This is a genomic window from Mesorhizobium sp. M1428 (genome assembly GCF_040317515.1).
GTDB lineage: Bacteria > Pseudomonadota > Alphaproteobacteria > Rhizobiales > Rhizobiaceae > Mesorhizobium.
The window spans coordinates 64,414-80,483 of sequence record NZ_JAMYKT010000025.1 but is presented as its reverse complement, the minus strand read 5'-3'; the positions used below and the strand labels follow the sequence as shown (position 1 = coordinate 80,483).

Here is a 16,070-nt window from a genome sequence, read left to right as displayed (position 1 = left end):
CCAACAGCCAGATCGACGATCTCCTGCCTTGGGTCTACATCAACAAGCTCGAGCTCAAGGCCGTGGCCTGAGAACACCGCTTACAAACTGCCGTGGGTGCGGCAAACTAATCGACACATCTGAGCGCCAATTACGGCGCGTCTCGTATTGCTCCGACTTGTGCCGCATCGCGACCAAGATCCGTTGCGAGGAAGCGGACCGCTACGCCGGCGCGAAGGTCACGATGAGGGCCTTCTATCTCCGCGGCAAGGAGCAACGCGGCAAGCGCGAATGCGGGGGGTGCGGTGAGTGGTTCCGGCCGTCGTCGGACGAAGTCAAATATTGCTCACTGCGCTGCGCTCAGCATGCCCGACTCGATAGGATAGCAGAAAAGCCGTGTGCCGTTTGTTGCACTCCCTTTCGCCCATCGGATCGGCTTAAGGCGGGAAAATACTGTTCGAAGAGTTGTGCCGATAAAGGGAAAGCCAAGCGTCCAGAGCGACGCTGTGACCACTGCAGCAAGGTCTATCGGCAGCGCCACCCAAATCACGTCTATTGCTCCCGCGACTGCATTGCGGCGGCACTCCCTGCGCGTCAATGCGAACATTGCCGGACACTGTTTAGCCCGGGGACTGCCACCCGCGCGAGATACTGCGGTGTCAGTTGCCGAAATGCGGCCAACTACCTGAAGGCCAAATGATCGCCGTTTCGGCCGGCTGCCGCCAATGCCCAAGACGGGTGGAAAGTCGCCGTTCGGCTCAACTGCAGAACGCGCACGTTGCCCCAGAAGACGACATTCTAGACTTCCAGCGCAACCGCGCACGCAACGCGAGGAGAGCGCTGCCGGCCGAGGTTGTTTTGTCGCAGCCCAATAGTGCCAAATGTGGCCCGTAACATCAGACAATCATGCGTTCAAGTTCATCGACAAGCCCGTCCATTCTGCCATGGAAACTCTGGACCATCGCGGATAGAAAAGCGTCGCGTTCGACCGCTTCTGACCGAAATGGGTGCCCCGCACGCAAGCCTAGAAGACGGACGAAATGTAGCTGCGTTCGTCCGTTCCCATCACGAAATGGGTGAATGGCGTTGAGATAGCCGAGAAAATCGGCGGTCGCAGGTATAAAGGCATCCACGTCCGCTCCAGGAAGGAAGGTCGGCCGATCTAGAACCGAAAACAGCTTATCCATCTCCTTTGAGATGTTCTCTGGATAGCAAAACAAACTGTCACCTTTTGCGGTCCGGATCATCCGATACTGCCCGGCCCACGAATAGACATCCTGAAACAAGTGGCGATGGAGCGCGCGGTAATGTGCGGGGTCGAAGTCGCCGGCTGGCGGAGCCTTAATGCTACGACGGCCGACCGCCTCCACTTCGAAAGCTTCAAGCTCCGCCTTGGTGCGGAGATCTGGCAGGTTTATGAGGACGTGGGTGCCGGGATAGCAGGCCGGATCGTCTGCGGCGTCGTAGGGATGGCCGACCATCAGGCCGCCCGGGTATCGATTCCGGCAAGCCGCTCTCGCGCTTCGTCCGATAGCTCCAACCCCTCGACGGCGCTAATCGCTTCATATCCGCCGAGGCTAAGTGCTGGCGAAACAATTACCAGCGCGTCCTTAAGTGCCCCAATTTCTGTCGGAGACAGTCCGAACAAATGATACACGCGCTCGTTGATCTCAGCCTCTTTGTCCGCAATGTAGCTTCTAAGCGTTGCCGCTTGCCTGCGCTGGGTCTCGAACCAAGACTCCCACTCCTCGCGCTGGGCTATCGGAATGGAGGTCTTGAACCGCTTCGATAGCCTCGCCTGTAGATCGGCGAACGTCAGAGAAGGCCAGTCCTGCATTGCCGATGTCGAAGCGATCCGGTTATCCAGATCACTCAGGCGGTGCAAAGTGTCGAGGATGAGCCGGTCAAGTGTACGGGATGCTTGTCCCGCGAGATCGGAGGGACTAAGCAGTGCCTCCTCAAGTGCCTGTTTGGAGGGAACCGGCAGCGCACCAACGTATTGGACGCGGGCCTCTCGAAATCCACCTCGGACGGCAGGCGCCATCCCGCACAGGACAAACCAAGCCACATTAGAGTTTAGATAGCCGGCCAGAGCCGGCGACGGAGTTGGAATAATGTAAGACTTATCATTCGAATAGTACTTCTCGGTCTCAAATGAGAAGTTCGGCTTATCGTTAAAGTGCGGATAGACAATCTTCGACCCTAGAAACATGGGTTCATACGCTGCTTGCGCCTGCTGTAGCTCCCACCAATTCTGATTCGTTGCTCGTGCATCGAGGCGTTCTCGATAAGGCGCAAGATGTTCGCGAAGCGCCGGATAATCGTCGATATCAATACGGTTCTTGGGCGTATAGATCAGCCAAAGATCATCACTCTCGACGTGCCAACGCTTTAGGTTCTCGCCGACCAGGAAAGGCTTGAGTAGGTCGGCGGAGCGGTCTCCGGGGGTCTGCAGTGCTCGCGCTACGATGCGGTCACGGTCCGCTCGCGATAGCACGAACGCGTCATTGAGGCCGGTCTTGATACCGTAGAGTGGAGCCCCGAACACGTCCGCTATTGTCTGTCGCCCCGACACAATCTTTTCGCGGATCGCATCCAGCAGGTCAGTCTCGAAGCGCCAAGTGCCGCCTGTCAGGCGAGCGCGCGGCATTGGCCGGGCCTCCTCCTCGAAGGTCTTCCCCAAGTCTTGAGGCAGTGCTCGGACGGCAAGATATTTCAGTGTGCCGTCTGCCGGAGCCCTCTCGCTCTTCCGCAGTGTGACTATAGCAGGATAAGTGGTGACGCCCTCAAACACCTGCAGGTCGCCGAAATCGACAACGCTCTCGACCTCGCTGTGCTCTGCGAGGTAGGCACGGAGCAGTTTGCCTGACCCGGTACGGAAGAAGGTTGAAGAGGATATGAAGCCAAGCCGGCCACCGGGCTTGAGCAGCCTCAGGCCCAACTCAAAGAAATAGGCGTAGAGGTCGGCGCGATCGGTCGCTACAGTGAAGCGCTGTTGGAGGTGCGGCTTGATAGGCTTGAGCAGTTCCATCCGGACATAGGGCGGATTGCCGAGCACAATGTCGAAGCGAGCGCCCTTATCAGCCAACTGAGGAAAGGCCGTCTCCCACTTGAACGGTCGTGAATGATACTGGGGGTCGTCGACCAAACTATTTCCGTGCAAGATGTTGCCATCCAGGCTTTCCAGGGCGCGGTCCCGCTTCGCTGTCTGCAGCCACAGTGCGAGTTTGGTTATTTCGACCGACTCAGCATTCAAATCTACGCCGAACAGATTGTCGGTGATGATCTCGACGTCGGCATTGGGGGAGGCATACGTGAGTAGGCCGGGTTGCAATTCGCTGAGGCGATCACGCACCCGCTTCTGCTCGGAATTGAGGAAGTTGAAAGCAGCGATCAGGAACGCACCCGAACCGCAGGCCGGATCGAGGATTCGCAGACTCGTGAGCCGGTCCAGGTAAGCGTTCCAATAGCTCGCTTCTGCCGTCGTCTTGTTGCGCCAGCGGACAGCGCCGCTAGCGTCGCGCTTGCCGTAGGCCGTCAGCAGATCATCCCTAATGTCGGCGAGATGACGACCGATCGTCTGCTCAACGATGAAGCGAGTGATGAAGTCGGGCGTGTAGACAACGCCCTCGCGCTTTTTCTTCGGCACCGGTGGCGGCGCTTCAAGGCCGGCGGCTGCCTTCTCGTTCTCGATGTCGGTAATCGACTGCTCGAAAATGTGGCCAAGAATCGTGACTGATATTTCACTCGCGAAGTCATAGTTGGCAAGCAGTCCGAACAGCTCTACGAGGTGATCGGGGAGTCCCAAGCCATCGATCATTGGATCAGTGGCGAAAAGGCCGCCGTTGTATCGCGGTATATTGTTCGGCGGAGCGCCCTTGTCGACCCATTCGAAAAGCTTACAGATTTGCTCCCATTTCGGGCGAGGAAAGTATGGATCACGATGTTCAAGCGCTTGGGCAAGACTTCGTGACGGAAGTAGGTTCTTGTCCTCTGCAAAGGCGATGAAAAGCAGCCGATCAAGCAGTGTTTGGACGAGCCTGATCCGTGCCTCAATCCCGATAGCAGGATGCTGCGCCGCGACAAATTCCATGAGCTGAGCACGGAGTTCCTTGTAATCGCGGTAGAGCTGATTGGTAACGTCGCGATCGGCTTGTGCACTGCGGGCGAGAAGCTCGGCGGTAGCGCCGGTGATCAGGCGATCAGCTCCGAGCAAAAGACGCAGCCGCCGAAGCTCGCCAGATTGGCCGATCTTTCTCAGATCGCAACTCTCATAGAGTTGTCGGCCTTGGCCAAACGCATAGAGCCGCAGTTCCTTCATATTGCAGACCAGCACCCAACGCGCGCCTGGGGCGTCCATGGCATAGTCCCAAGCCTGCTGAACTGGTGTCTTTGCCCGCCCCGGCATGATCCGGTCGAGCGCGACCTTTGGCCCTTTAAGTTCTAGTGGAGCAATGATGGTAGCCTTACCATCGACGAAGTGACCGAGTGCAACATCGACGATTGTGCCGCCCGGCACCGGCTGCTTTACCTGCATCGTGCCGACCATGCCAGGCGCTGGCGCCGCGTAGCCGAGCACCTGTTGTAGGACAGTGCGGTTGAACTCCTGCTCGAGCTGACTCTCGTTCTGCAGGTCGAATAGTGGATCGGCTGCTCTCGCGGCCCAAGCCTGCGCTGCAACGGTTTCGGCAGCTGTTGGCTCCCAGGTGAAAGCCGCCAACGCATTTTCTACGGTCTTCGGATTGAATAGGGGCATGACTTCTTATGGTCCCGAATCAACGCCGCCGTCTAGGACTAAACGGCTGCTCCCGCCTATCGTCACCCACCTCTAATTGCCAGGAACAGCTCGTTGCTGGATTGGACATGACTGCTTTCGATCTCGCCTGCAGAATGGCGACGTGGAAAGGCTGCTTTCGGGTCAAGCTGCGTTGGGTTTTGAGTCAAAACCCCATCACTCGGAACGACTGTGTCGACCCAAAGCGGAAGTTCGTTTGCCATCAGTCGAGAACCCAATTTCGGGCAGCCAGCAAATATGTAACATATCTTGGTGGACTCTCTGACACGAGGCATGTTACATATTTCCTTGGAGCAATCAGAAGGAGGTTAACCATGATGCCCGTAATCAGGATCAACGACGCCACATTCGCCGACCTTAAATCCATCTCGACTTGGTTCGGCACGAAATCGCCCAGCGAAACCATCGACCGGATTGTGCGGGACGCAATGGAAGAGCTTGGCATGGAGCGTGACAACGAGCCAGACGATGCTGCAACCATCACGGCCGGCGGCGCATTGGAGTTTGATACCGCCCCGGGACTCGCATTCACAAAGCCGCTTTCTGCTTCCGTAGATGGCAAGGCTATCCACAGCCCGCGCTGGTCTGCCATTCTGTTAACGATGATCGCGCAGGTTAGGGCCAAGGGGTTGAAGGGCGACCAACTGGTTCGCGAACTGCACATCCCGGCGAAGGCTGAGCAGTACGAGGAGGAAGGATTTAAGTATCACGCCAACCTCGGCATTTCGGTCCAGGGTCAGTCGGCATCGGACGCATGGAAGGAAGTGGATCGCCTCGCCAAAAAGTGGCGGATCCCGGTTATGGTTGAGTTCTGGTGGCGGCAGAACCCGAAGGCGCAACACCCGGGCCGCACCGGGCTGCTTCGGTCGGGCAACGCCTAACCAAAAAGTCCAGCTGCGAAGTGCACCCGAGCCTTCCCGAGCGCTTTTATGATCAACAAGCCAATGAAGGGCACAAGCCGTCCCCTTTCAACGGGTGGGCGGCTCTTTCATGTCATCCATCCATGTTGCTCTTGCGGTACGTCCAACTGTCGGCAATCAAGCTATCGTAGCGCGCTCGTTCCGCGTTCGAGACATCGTGCAAGTCCCTTGCCTCGATATCGAGACACCACTTGGTGTCGTCTAAAGAGAGGCCGGCAAGAATCTCGTTTCCGTAGACATCCAGGCTTACCTCACCGGGAAGGTTATGTTCGGCCCGTTGTGCGTCGGTGAATTTGAATTTTCCAGGCAACAACTTCTCTCCCCATTATTTTCCTCCGCATTGTGCGGGCAGGGGATAGAAGCGCAAACGATTCGCCCAAATGGACGGTAGTGAATACCGGCGAATATTAGGGAAAACTTAGGGGAAATTAGCTGAAGGAAGTCAGGAAAGCCGCTAAGTGCTTGATATTGCTGGTACGCCCAAGGGGAATCGAACCCCTGTTACCGCCGTGAAAGGGCGGTGTCCTGACCGCTAGACGATGGGCGCGTTCAGATGTGAGCGCTTATAGTTGCGTCGCGACAAACCGGCAACCCGTCTGCCGCCGGCTGCGACAACTTTTTTCCTTTGGCTCCAAACCGCGTCCTTCCGACAGCCAAGCTGGTTTTTGCGGCATGATGCAACGCCGCCGAAGGGGGCCTTCGCAGTGGCGGAAGAACCTCGCCCTAGCCGCGCCTGCGGCAGCGCCAGTTCCAGTCGCGCTCCGGGCCGACATCGACGTGAACGGATTCGGTGTGGCAGTAGGTGCCGACGCCGCCGCGGCCCGGCATAGTGCGGATGTAGCTCGCCAGTTCCCATTTCGAGACGCCGGGGACCTGAATGTCGGCGGCGGCGCAGTACATGTGCAGCGAATTCTTGGCGCCGTTGGCACGGCGGTTGCGGGCCGGATCGCGATAGCCGGAGGTGACCGTCATCTTGCGGCCGTAGTGGCCTTCGATCGTCTTCAGCACGCGAACCAGCGACGGCTTCAAGCAGGCGACATCGACGCTTTCGTTCTGTTTCAGGAGGCCGTTGGGCGCCAGCCGGGCGAGGCCGGCGGCGGAGGCGACCTGGTAGGCGCCACCCGAACCTTCGTCTTCGTTGAGATCGACATCACTCTCATCGTCGAGGCCGGATTTGCGCTTGATCTCGAACAGCGCCGTCTGGCGCACGCCGGGCAGCGCATCGGCCGTGAAGTGGCTGGTATCGCCCGTCGACACCAACTGCACCGGCTTTTCAGCCGGATCGGCCGAGGCCAGGGTGACGGTGGGTTTCGTCGCAGGCGTCGCCTTGGCCTGCACGACGGTTGCCTGCCCGCCCGATCTGCTGTTGGCCGGCGAAGAAGGTGCCGCCGAAGCAGGCGTGGCGCTGAACAGCGAGGCCAGGAAGTTTTTCTTCGGTGCGTAGGCCTGTGGCTGCGGCATCTCGCCGGCGGTCACATAGACCGGGTTGTTCATCGCCGGCGCTGCGGCCTTGGCGTCGGGCTTCGATGCATCGGCACTGTTCTGTGCCACGGCCTGATCGGCCGTCTGGGCGTTTGGTTGCAGCGGCTGCGGCGTCTGTCGCGCGATCGTCTCGGCTGCCGTGGGAACGGCGATCGGGAAGCCGGCATCGGGCTTGGCCCCTGGCTTGGCCACTGGCACATAGGCCACCTGCTCGGGAAGGTTGGCGTCGCCCTCGGCATTCATCGTCATTTGTGCGGTTGTCATCTGCGACGATGACGCGGCCGTGCTGGCCTGCGGCGCACCGGCCGCCGTGCTGATTTCGGTAGCCGAGGTATTATAGCCTGGCATGCCGACCGACATGGTCGGGTCGCCAGCCGAGGTGCAGGACGCCAGGAGCACCGAGAAAAGCGCCGCCACAATGGCGCGGCTTTCTCCCTTCGCGAGGCGCGATCCTGCTGATCTCAAAACAAAATTCCCCCTCGATATCCGACCGGTTCGTCATTGGCGCGGCGTCGAAACGTCTCGTCGAAATGACCCTTGTTCCCCGAACCGGAAACGAGACCTGTGTCAAATCTGCAAGCCTCAAAGTAATTTGGCGGCTAGAGGATGAATCAAGGCTGCTCAGGGTTGACGGCACCATTTCGCCCGCTTTTGGCGGCGCGTCAACTCACCACACATTACAGATGGTTACACGCGCACCTTGACATAGGTGCCGGGGGCTTCGCCTAGAACTTGCATATACTCGCCCGGTTTGCGGGCCGGTACGCGGGTATTGTCCTTGGCTTCGATCCAGCGTTGCCAGTGCGGCCACCAGGAACCGGGATGGTTGGTGGCCCCGGCGAGCCACTGGTCGAAGTCGCCGGCCGGCTTGCTGCCGGTCCAGTAGTGATATTTCTGCGCCGCCGGCGGATTGACGACCCCGGCGATATGGCCGGAGCCGGCCATGACGTAGTCGACCTCGCCGCCGAAATATTTCGAGCCGAGGAATACCGACAGCGCCGGCGCGATGTGGTCCTCCTTGGAGGCGAGGTTGTAGACGGGAATGGCAACGTCCTTCAGCGAAACCGTGCGGCCCGCCAGTTCCATCATGCCTTGCGAAAGCCTGTTCTCGAGGTAGCAATTGCGCAAGTAGAAAGAATGATTGGCAGCGCCCATTCGGGTCGAATCGGCATTCCAGTAGAGCAGGTCGAAGGGCAGGGGATCCTTGCCGCGCATGTAGTTGTTGACGACATAGGGCCAGATCAGGTCGCCCGAGCGCAGCATGTTGAAGGCGGTCGCCATCTTGGTGCCGTCGAGATAGCCTTTTTCGTTCATCGCCTTTTCGACGGCCGCGACCTGCTCCTCGTCGACGAACACTTTTAGATCGCCGGCATAGGTGAAATCGACCTGGGTGGTGAAGAAGGTGGCGGATTTGATGCGGTGGTCGCCTTCCTGCGCCATCAGCGCCAGGGCCGCCGCCAGAAGCGTGCCGCCGACGCAATAGCCGATGGCGTTGACTTGCCTTTCGCCGGTGGCCTTTTCGATCGTGTCGAGGCCGTATTGCAGGCCCTCCCTGATATAGGCCTCCCAGCTCTTGGCGCCGTGCCGCTCATCCGGGTTGATCCAGGAGATGACGAAGACGGTGTGGCCTTGCTCGACTGCCCAACGAATGAAGGACTTTTGCGGGTTGAGGTCGAGAATGTAGTATTTGTTGATCCATGGCGGGCAGATCAGCAGCGGCCGCTTGAGCACGGTCTCGGTCGCCGGCTCGTATTGCAGGATTTCGGCGATGTCGCTGCGGCCGACCACCTTGCCGGGCGTCGCGGCGAGATTCTTGCCGATCTCGAAGGGTGAATAATCGGCCTGCCGCAGCTTCAGGTCGCCCTTCCCGGCGGCAATGTCCTCGGCCAGCATCTTCATGCCGCGCACCAGGTTTTCGCCGTTCGAGGCGACGGTCTCGCGAAATAATTCCGGATTGGTCAGGATGAAATTCGACGGCGAGATGGCATTGGACACCTGCTTGACATAAAAGCCGGCCTTGTGGCGGGTGTGCTCGTCCAGGCCGTCGGCGTGCTCGACCAGTTCGGCCGCCCAGCGCGAGGTGACCAGATAGGCCTGTTTGAGAAAATCGAAGAAAGCGTTGCGGCCCCATTCGGGGTCCTGGAAACGCTTGTCGCCGCGCTCGGGCTTGACCGCGTCGTCGGCATCTTCGCCGCCGGCGCTGAGACGCTGGATGGAGTTGGCCCAGACGGTCATATAGCCGGAGAACAGCCGCGTCTGCGCCTCAAGCGCGCGCTGCGGGTCGGAAAGCCAGTATTCGCTGAGCTTGGAGAAGGTTTTCACCATGTCGACGAACGGCTCGGCGACATGATCGCGTACCTCGCCTTTTTCCCGCGGCTCGGCCCATGCCGAGGCGGCCTTGCCGGCCTGCTCGATCACGCGGGCCATGTTCAGAGCGAAGCGTTCCGGGTCCTTCACCAGATATTGCTCGACGGTCGAAGGTTGGTCATCTTCCGCTTTGCCCGAATCGGGTGTTTTGGACATGGTTCGCGGGGTTCCTCCCGAAGCGTTTTGTTGACATATTACCATGGGATATCGGACAGGGTCCAATGTGCTCTAACCCGGCCGCCAGGAAAACAATATGACGATTAATATTGGCAAGAACGTTTTTTCCGGCACTGGTCGTTTTTGCCGCATGGCGCTCGTCATGTTGGCGATGGCCGGTTGCACGAGCAGCAACATAGAAGGTGCGGCGCCCACCACCGGCCTTGTCGGGGCGAAGGATACCGGTTCCTATCCGAACCTGAATATCCGGCCGCAGGTGGCGGCCGAGCAATTCACCGACGAGGAAAAGAACGCCAAGCTCGCCCAACTGAAGGCCGAGGAGCAGAGCCAGGCCGCGAAGGGCGGCGGCATCAAGGTCGCGGACCAGGCAGCGCTGGACCAACTCGCAAAAAAACACGGCGCCGAGGCGCTGAAGCAGATCGAAGGCAAATGCGACCCCGCTCTCGACCCTAATTGCAAATAGGCTTATACGCGCGACCGCAACCTCACTGTCTGGAACTGCCATGGAAGAATTTCACAAGGTCCGCCGGCTTCCGCCCTATGTCTTCGAGCAGGTCAACCGGCTGAAGGCCAGCGCCCGTTCGCGCGGCGCCGACATCATCGACCTTGGCATGGGCAATCCGGACCTGCCGACGCCCAAAGCCATCGTCGACAAACTCTGCGAGGTGGTACGCGATCCGCGCACGCACCGCTATTCGTCGTCGCGCGGCATTCCGGGCCTGCGCCGTGCCCAGGCCAACTATTATGCCCGCCGCTTCGGCGTGAAGCTCGATCCGGACAGCCAGGTGGTGGCGACGCTCGGCTCGAAGGAGGGCTTTGCCAATATGGCGCAGGCGATCACCGCCCCCGGCGACGTGATCCTTTGCCCCAACCCGACCTATCCGATTCACGCCTTCGGCTTCATCATGTCGGGCGGCGTCATCCGCTCGCTGCAGGTCGAGCCGGACGACGGCTTCATCCCGGCCCTGGAGCGCGGCATCCGCCATTCGATCCCGAAGCCGCTGGCACTGATCCTCAACTATCCGTCCAACCCGACGGCACTGGTCGCTTCGCTCGATTTCTACAAGGAAGTGGTGGCCTTCGCGAGGAAGAACGACATCATCATCCTGTCGGATCTTGCCTATTCGGAGATCTATTTCGACGGCAATCCGCCGCCTTCGGTGCTGCAGGTGCCGGGCGCCATAGACGTCGCGGTCGAGTTCACCTCGATGTCGAAGACCTTTTCTATGCCGGGCTGGCGCATGGGTTTTGCGGTCGGCAATGAACGGCTGATCTCGGCGCTGACGCGGGTGAAATCCTATCTCGACTACGGCGCCTTCACGCCGATCCAGGTGGCGGCGGCGCATGCACTCAACGGCGACGGCGCCGACATCGCCGAAGTGCGCGACGTCTACCGCAAACGCCGCGATGTCATGGTCGACGCCTTCAGCCGTGCCGGCTGGACCATTCCCGCACCGGCGGCGTCGATGTTCGCCTGGGCGCCGATCCCGGAGCCGTTCAAGCACCTCGGCTCGCTCGAATTCTCCAAGCTCCTGATCGAGCACGCCGACGTCGCGGTGGCGCCGGGCGTCGGCTTCGGCGAACATGGCGACGATCACGTGCGCATCGCGCTGGTTGAAAACGAGCACCGGATCCGGCAAGCTGCGCGCAACATCAAGCGCTTCCTCGCATCCAGCGCCAAGCAGCCAAACAATGTCGTGCCGCTCGCCGCGCATCGCTGAGTGGTTCAGTCACAGCCATGACCGACCCTGCCAGCATGAACGTCCAAGCCGTCGTTTATGTCAGGCTAGTCAATGAGTCGGTTTCCGTTTGGCGGCCGGTGCAAGCAAAACAAATTAGTCCGACCACATACCTCATCTTGGACCAGCCCATACCAGCCTCGGAAGTGTGGGAGTTTCAGCCCGGGACTATAGTCACCGTGATCCGGAAGCCTGATGAAAACGACGACTATCGGGTTGCGGTCGAAAATCAATTCTAGCTGGCGGACAGACTCTCCGATGACTGAAGCGTTGCGTGTTGGAATTGCCGGCCTCGGCACCGTCGGTGCGTCGGTGGCCCGCGTGCTGCGCGACAAGGCGGCCGAACTGACGCGGCAGTGCGGACGCGACATCGTCGTGTCGGCGGTTTCGGCCCGCGATCCCAAACGCGACCGCGGCATTGATCTTGGCACAGCACAGTGGTTCGACGACGCCGTCAAGATGGCGCAGACCGCCGAGATAGATGTCTTCGTCGAGCTGATCGGCGGCGACGAAGGCCCGTCACGCTCGTCCGTCAAAGCGGCGCTCGAGGCCGGCCGACATGTCGTCACCGCAAACAAGGCGTTGCTTGCCAAGCACGGGGTGGCATTGGCCGAGATCGCCGAGAGGAAAGGCGTGCTGCTCAATTACGAAGCGGCGGTGGCCGGCGGCATTCCGGTTATCAAGACAATGCGCGAGGCGATGGCCGGCAATTCGGTGACCCGCGTTTTCGGGATCCTCAACGGTACCTGCAACTATATTCTGACGCGCATGGAAGCCGAGGGCCTGTCCTTTGATGCCTGCCTGAAGGATGCGCAACGGCTGGGCTATGCCGAAGCCGACCCGACCTTCGACATCGAGGGCCACGACACCGCGCACAAGCTGTCGATCCTGACCAGCCTTGCCTTCGGCACTAGGATCGCCGCCAACGATATCTACATGGAAGGCATTTCCAACATCAGCCAGGCCGACATCCGCGCGGCCGGAGATCTCGGCTACCGGATCAAGCTGCTTGGCGTCGCCCAACGCACCGAAAGCGGCATCGAGCAGCGCGTGCATCCGACCATGGTGCCGACGGCCTCGGTCATCGCGCAGGTGCACGGCGTCACCAATGCGGTGGCGATAGAAACCGACATCCTCGGCGAATTGCTGCTTTCCGGCCCTGGCGCCGGCGGTAACGCCACCGCGTCGGCGGTGATCGGCGACATTGCCGACATCGCCAAGAGCCGGCCTGGCTTCCAGCATGGTCCGGTCTTCGGCCGGCCGGCGAAGGAACTGAAGCCTTACAAGAAAGCGCAGATGCGCAGCCATGCCGGCGGCTATTTCATCCGGCTGACCGTGCACGACCGCCTCGGCGTCTTCGCGGCAATAGCCAAGCGCATGGCCGACAACGACATTTCGCTGGAGTCGATCGTCCAGCATGCCACCGGGCCGGAAACCGAGGCACAGAAGACCGTCATCCTGGTGACCCACGAGACGACCGAGGCGGCGGTGCGCAAGGCCGTCGACGGCATCACCAGGGACAGCCTTCTGACCGACAAGCCGCAAGTCATCCGCATCGAGCGGGCCGGATAGCAGTCTCACATTTTGCGTTTAATCGATTGATATTGCTGCGCTTTCAAAAAGGTCCAGCGCAGGTCTTGCTGTTGTCACGGGGCTTTGACACAAGAAGCGCGTCTCTGGCGGGAGGCTAATGCATGTCGCCCAAAAGTGTGCGGCGGTTTCGGGACAACGACATGCATAAAAACAAAGTGCCAACGAGGATTGTCCATCGATGAATGTGGCCCAGAACATTGTCGCCGGCCTCGACCGGATACTGACCATGGAATTGGTGCGCGTCACGGAACGCGCCGCGGTCGCGGCCGCCAGATTGCGCGGACGCGGCGACGAGAAGGCGGCCGACCAGGTCGCGGTCGATGCCATGCGGCAGGAGCTCAACCGTCTTGCCATCAACGGCACGGTGGTGATCGGCGAAGGCGAGCGCGACGAGGCGCCGATGCTCTATATCGGCGAGGAGGTCGGTACCGGCAAAGGTCCGGCTGTCGACATCGCGCTCGATCCGCTCGAAGGCACGACGATCTGCGCCAAGAACCTGCCCAACGCATTGGCCGTTATCGCCATTGCCGAAAAAGGCAGCCTTTTGTTCGCGCCGGACGTCTATATGGACAAGATCGCGATCGGCCCGGGCTATGCCGACGGCATCATCGACATCGATGCCTCGCCGGCCGAAAACATCGCCAGCCTGGCCAGGGCCAAGGGCGTGCCGGTGGCGGAGATCACCGCCTGTATTCTCGACCGGCCACGCCATGGCGCGTTGATCGAAGCCGTGCGGGCGACCGGAGCCGCAATCCGTCTGATCGGCGACGGTGATGTCGCCGGGGTTATCCACACCACCGATCCGGACGAGACCGGCATCGACATCTATCTCGGCACCGGAGGTGCGCCGGAAGGCGTGCTCGCAGCTGCCGCCTTGCGCTGCACCGGTGGCCAGATGCAGGGCAGGTTGATGCTCGACACGCCGGAAAAGCTGGCGCGCGCCGCCAAGATGGGCATCTCCGACCCCAAACGGATCTACCACACGCAAGACATGGCACGCGGCGACGTGCTGTTTGGCGCGACCGGCGTCACCGACGGCAACATGCTGGCCGGCGTCAAGTTCGGCCGCAATTTCATCACCACGCATACGATCGTGCTGCGCTCGTCATCGCGGACCGTGCGCGAGATCAAGGCCAGGCACCAGGATCTGGAAAAGTTTTGATTTCGACTCAGTTAGCCGTTGCATATTGTGGGCAATGACAAATTGCAGACGGCGCGTCACGTGACGGGGGAAAGACGCTTTTTCCTCGATGTCAGGCAATCGGCCACCGGCGTTTCCTGGGAACACCGGCTGACCGAGCGCCAGGACATGGCCGCGCTCGCCATCGCGCAAGGTTATGGCGTGCCCGACATCGTGGCGCGCGTGCTGGCCGGGCGCGGCGTCACCGCCGATCAGACCGAGCGGTTCCTGGATCCGACCATCCGCAACATGCTGCCCGACCCGGCATCGCTGACCGACATGGACAAGGCGGCCTCTCGCATCGCCCAGGCGGTGGTTGCCAGGGAAAAGGTGGCGATCTTTGGCGACTACGATGTCGACGGCGCCGCCTCGTCGGCGCTGCTCAAGCGCTTCCTCGCACATTTCTCGGTGCCGTCGGAGATTTATATACCGGACCGCATCTTCGAGGGTTACGGCCCCAATCCGGAAGCGATGCGCGAACTCGTCTCGCGCGGCGCGACGCTGATCGTCACCGTCGATTGCGGCACCAATAGTGCTGCTTCCATCGACGCCGCGAAGGCCGCCGGCGCCGACGTCGTGGTGCTCGATCACCATCAGGTCGGCGGGCTGTTGCCGGCGGCTGCTGCGGTCGTCAACCCAAATCGCGAGGACGACCTTTCCGGGCAAGGCCATCTCTGTGCCGCAGGCGTCGTCTTCCTTTGCCTGGTGCAGACGGCGAAGATCCTGCGCGGCCGCCTGCCGGATGCCGCACCGCCGGACCTGCTTGGCCTGCTCGACCTGGTGGCGCTGGGCACTGTCTGCGACGTGGTGCCGCTCACCGGCGTCAACCGGGCCTTCGTGGTCAAGGGGCTGCAGATGGCGCGGCAGCAGAGAAACGAAGGGCTGGCGGCGCTGGCGCGGGTCTCACGTATAGGCGAGCCGATCAACACATTCCATCTCGCCTTTCTGATCGGTCCGCGCATCAACGCCGGTGGGCGCATCGGCGACGCAGCACTTGGCAGCCGCCTGCTTGCAACCGACGACCCGGTCGAAGCCCGCACCATCGCCGAGACGCTGGATCGGCTCAACCAGGAGCGGCAGTCGATGGAGCAGGAGATGCTGGCCGCGGCGCGCTCAGAGGCCGACGCCGAGCTTGCCGGCGGCAATGGTCCGGCAATCGTGGTCACAGCCAGCAGCAACTGGCACCCGGGCATTGTCGGCCTGCTTGCCTCGCGGCTCAAGGACCATGCGCGCCGGCCCGCATTTGCCATCGCCTTCAACGCCAATGGTGTCGGTACCGGTTCAGGCCGTTCAGTGTCTGGCTTCGACCTCGGCCGGCTGGTGCGCGAGGCTGCCGATGCCGGGCTGATCGTCAAGGGCGGCGGCCACGGAATGGCGGCCGGCATCACCGTCGAACGGGCGAAGCTCGGCGAACTCAGGGCTTTCTTCGAAGAGCGCGCGGCTGTGGATGTGTTCCGCCTGCAAGGCGAGGAGAGCCTGGCGATCGACGGCGCCCTTGCCGCCGAGGGCGCGACGCTCGCGCTGCTTGATGCGCTTGAGAGGGCAGGGCCGTTCGGCGCAGGGCATGTCGCGCCGGTGTTCGCGCTGCCGCGTCATCGGCTTGTCGATGCGCGGGCGGTCGGCAGCAACCACATCCGCGCCGACCTGCAGTCGGAAAGCGGCGGCCGCATCCAGGCGATCGCCTTTCGCGCCGTCGATACTGCGCTCGGCGAATTCCTGTTCAAGAATAGGGGCAAGCCGGTGCATGTCGCAGGCTCGCTGTCGGGCAACCACTGGAACGGCAACCGCACGGTGCAATTTCGTATCGTCGACGCGGCGCTTGCCTGAGAGCTCGCTGC

11 protein-coding genes and 1 tRNA gene are annotated in these 16,070 nt (G+C 61.1%); 6 read left to right on the top strand and 6 right to left on the bottom strand.

All coding sequences use genetic code 11. From position 1 onward, the window contains the following. Window positions 1-875: 875 nt before the first annotated feature. Together NKG60_RS26210 and NKG60_RS26205 are read right to left on the bottom strand one after the other, a co-directional pair. Complete coding sequence (locus NKG60_RS26210) at window positions 876-1,460, bottom strand: Fic/DOC family protein (RefSeq protein ID WP_352975934.1); 585 nt, start codon at window positions 1,458-1,460, stop codon at window positions 876-878. Then, window positions 1,460-4,735 carry an Eco57I restriction-modification methylase domain-containing protein gene (locus NKG60_RS26205; RefSeq protein ID WP_352975933.1) on the bottom strand — a complete coding sequence of 1,092 codons (3,276 nt, stop codon included), beginning with the start codon at window positions 4,733-4,735 and terminating at the stop codon, window positions 1,460-1,462. The genes NKG60_RS26210 and NKG60_RS26205 overlap by 1 nt, the downstream gene beginning before the upstream one ends. Window positions 4,736-5,088: 353 nt before the next feature. Here NKG60_RS26205 and NKG60_RS26200 point away from each other — a divergent pair, with 353 nt between their 5' ends. Further along, complete coding sequence (locus NKG60_RS26200; protein WP_352975931.1) at window positions 5,089-5,655, top strand: T4SS efffector SepA family protein; 567 nt, start codon at window positions 5,089-5,091, stop codon at window positions 5,653-5,655. Between the two features lie 112 nt (window positions 5,656-5,767). Here NKG60_RS26200 and NKG60_RS26195 read toward each other — a convergent pair whose 3' ends face one another. The 4 genes from NKG60_RS26195 to phaC all read right to left on the bottom strand — a co-directional run bounded on the left by NKG60_RS26195 (window position 5,768) and on the right by phaC (window position 9,699). Then, window positions 5,768-6,004, bottom strand: a complete 237-nt coding sequence (locus NKG60_RS26195; protein WP_352975929.1) for a hypothetical protein — start codon at window positions 6,002-6,004, stop codon at window positions 5,768-5,770. 162 nt (window positions 6,005-6,166) lie between these two features. After that, window positions 6,167-6,241 (bottom strand) — tRNA-Glu (locus NKG60_RS26190). A gap of 176 nt (window positions 6,242-6,417) precedes the next feature. After that, window positions 6,418-7,536, bottom strand: coding sequence for a YcbK family protein (locus NKG60_RS26185; RefSeq protein WP_352865143.1), 1,119 nt, complete (start codon window positions 7,534-7,536; stop codon window positions 6,418-6,420). A 327-nt stretch (window positions 7,537-7,863) separates the two neighbouring features. Further along, entirely contained in the window at window positions 7,864-9,699 is a 1,836-nt protein-coding gene (phaC, locus tag NKG60_RS26180; RefSeq protein WP_352975926.1) for a class I poly(R)-hydroxyalkanoic acid synthase, read from the bottom strand. Between the two features lie 97 nt (window positions 9,700-9,796). Here phaC and NKG60_RS26175 point away from each other — a divergent pair, with 97 nt between their 5' ends. From NKG60_RS26175 to recJ, 5 genes are all read left to right on the top strand, one after another. Continuing rightward, a complete protein-coding gene (locus NKG60_RS26175; RefSeq protein ID WP_352667972.1) occupies window positions 9,797-10,183 on the top strand; it encodes a hypothetical protein in 387 nt (128 codons plus the stop codon). 40 nt (window positions 10,184-10,223) lie between these two features. Next, a complete protein-coding gene (locus NKG60_RS26170; protein ID WP_023678886.1) occupies window positions 10,224-11,441 on the top strand; it encodes an LL-diaminopimelate aminotransferase in 1,218 nt (405 codons plus the stop codon). A gap of 276 nt (window positions 11,442-11,717) precedes the next feature. Beyond that, the gene (locus NKG60_RS26165) at window positions 11,718-13,031 is read left to right on the top strand and encodes a homoserine dehydrogenase (protein WP_352865122.1); all 1,314 of its coding nucleotides are present in this window, start codon (window positions 11,718-11,720) and stop codon (window positions 13,029-13,031) included. A gap of 199 nt (window positions 13,032-13,230) precedes the next feature. Further along, window positions 13,231-14,214, top strand: coding sequence for a class II fructose-bisphosphatase (glpX, locus tag NKG60_RS26160; RefSeq protein ID WP_352865119.1), 984 nt, complete (start codon window positions 13,231-13,233; stop codon window positions 14,212-14,214). 60 nt (window positions 14,215-14,274) lie between these two features. Further along, entirely contained in the window at window positions 14,275-16,059 is a 1,785-nt protein-coding gene (gene recJ, locus NKG60_RS26155; protein WP_352865117.1) for a single-stranded-DNA-specific exonuclease RecJ, read from the top strand. Window positions 16,060-16,070 lie beyond the last annotated feature (11 nt).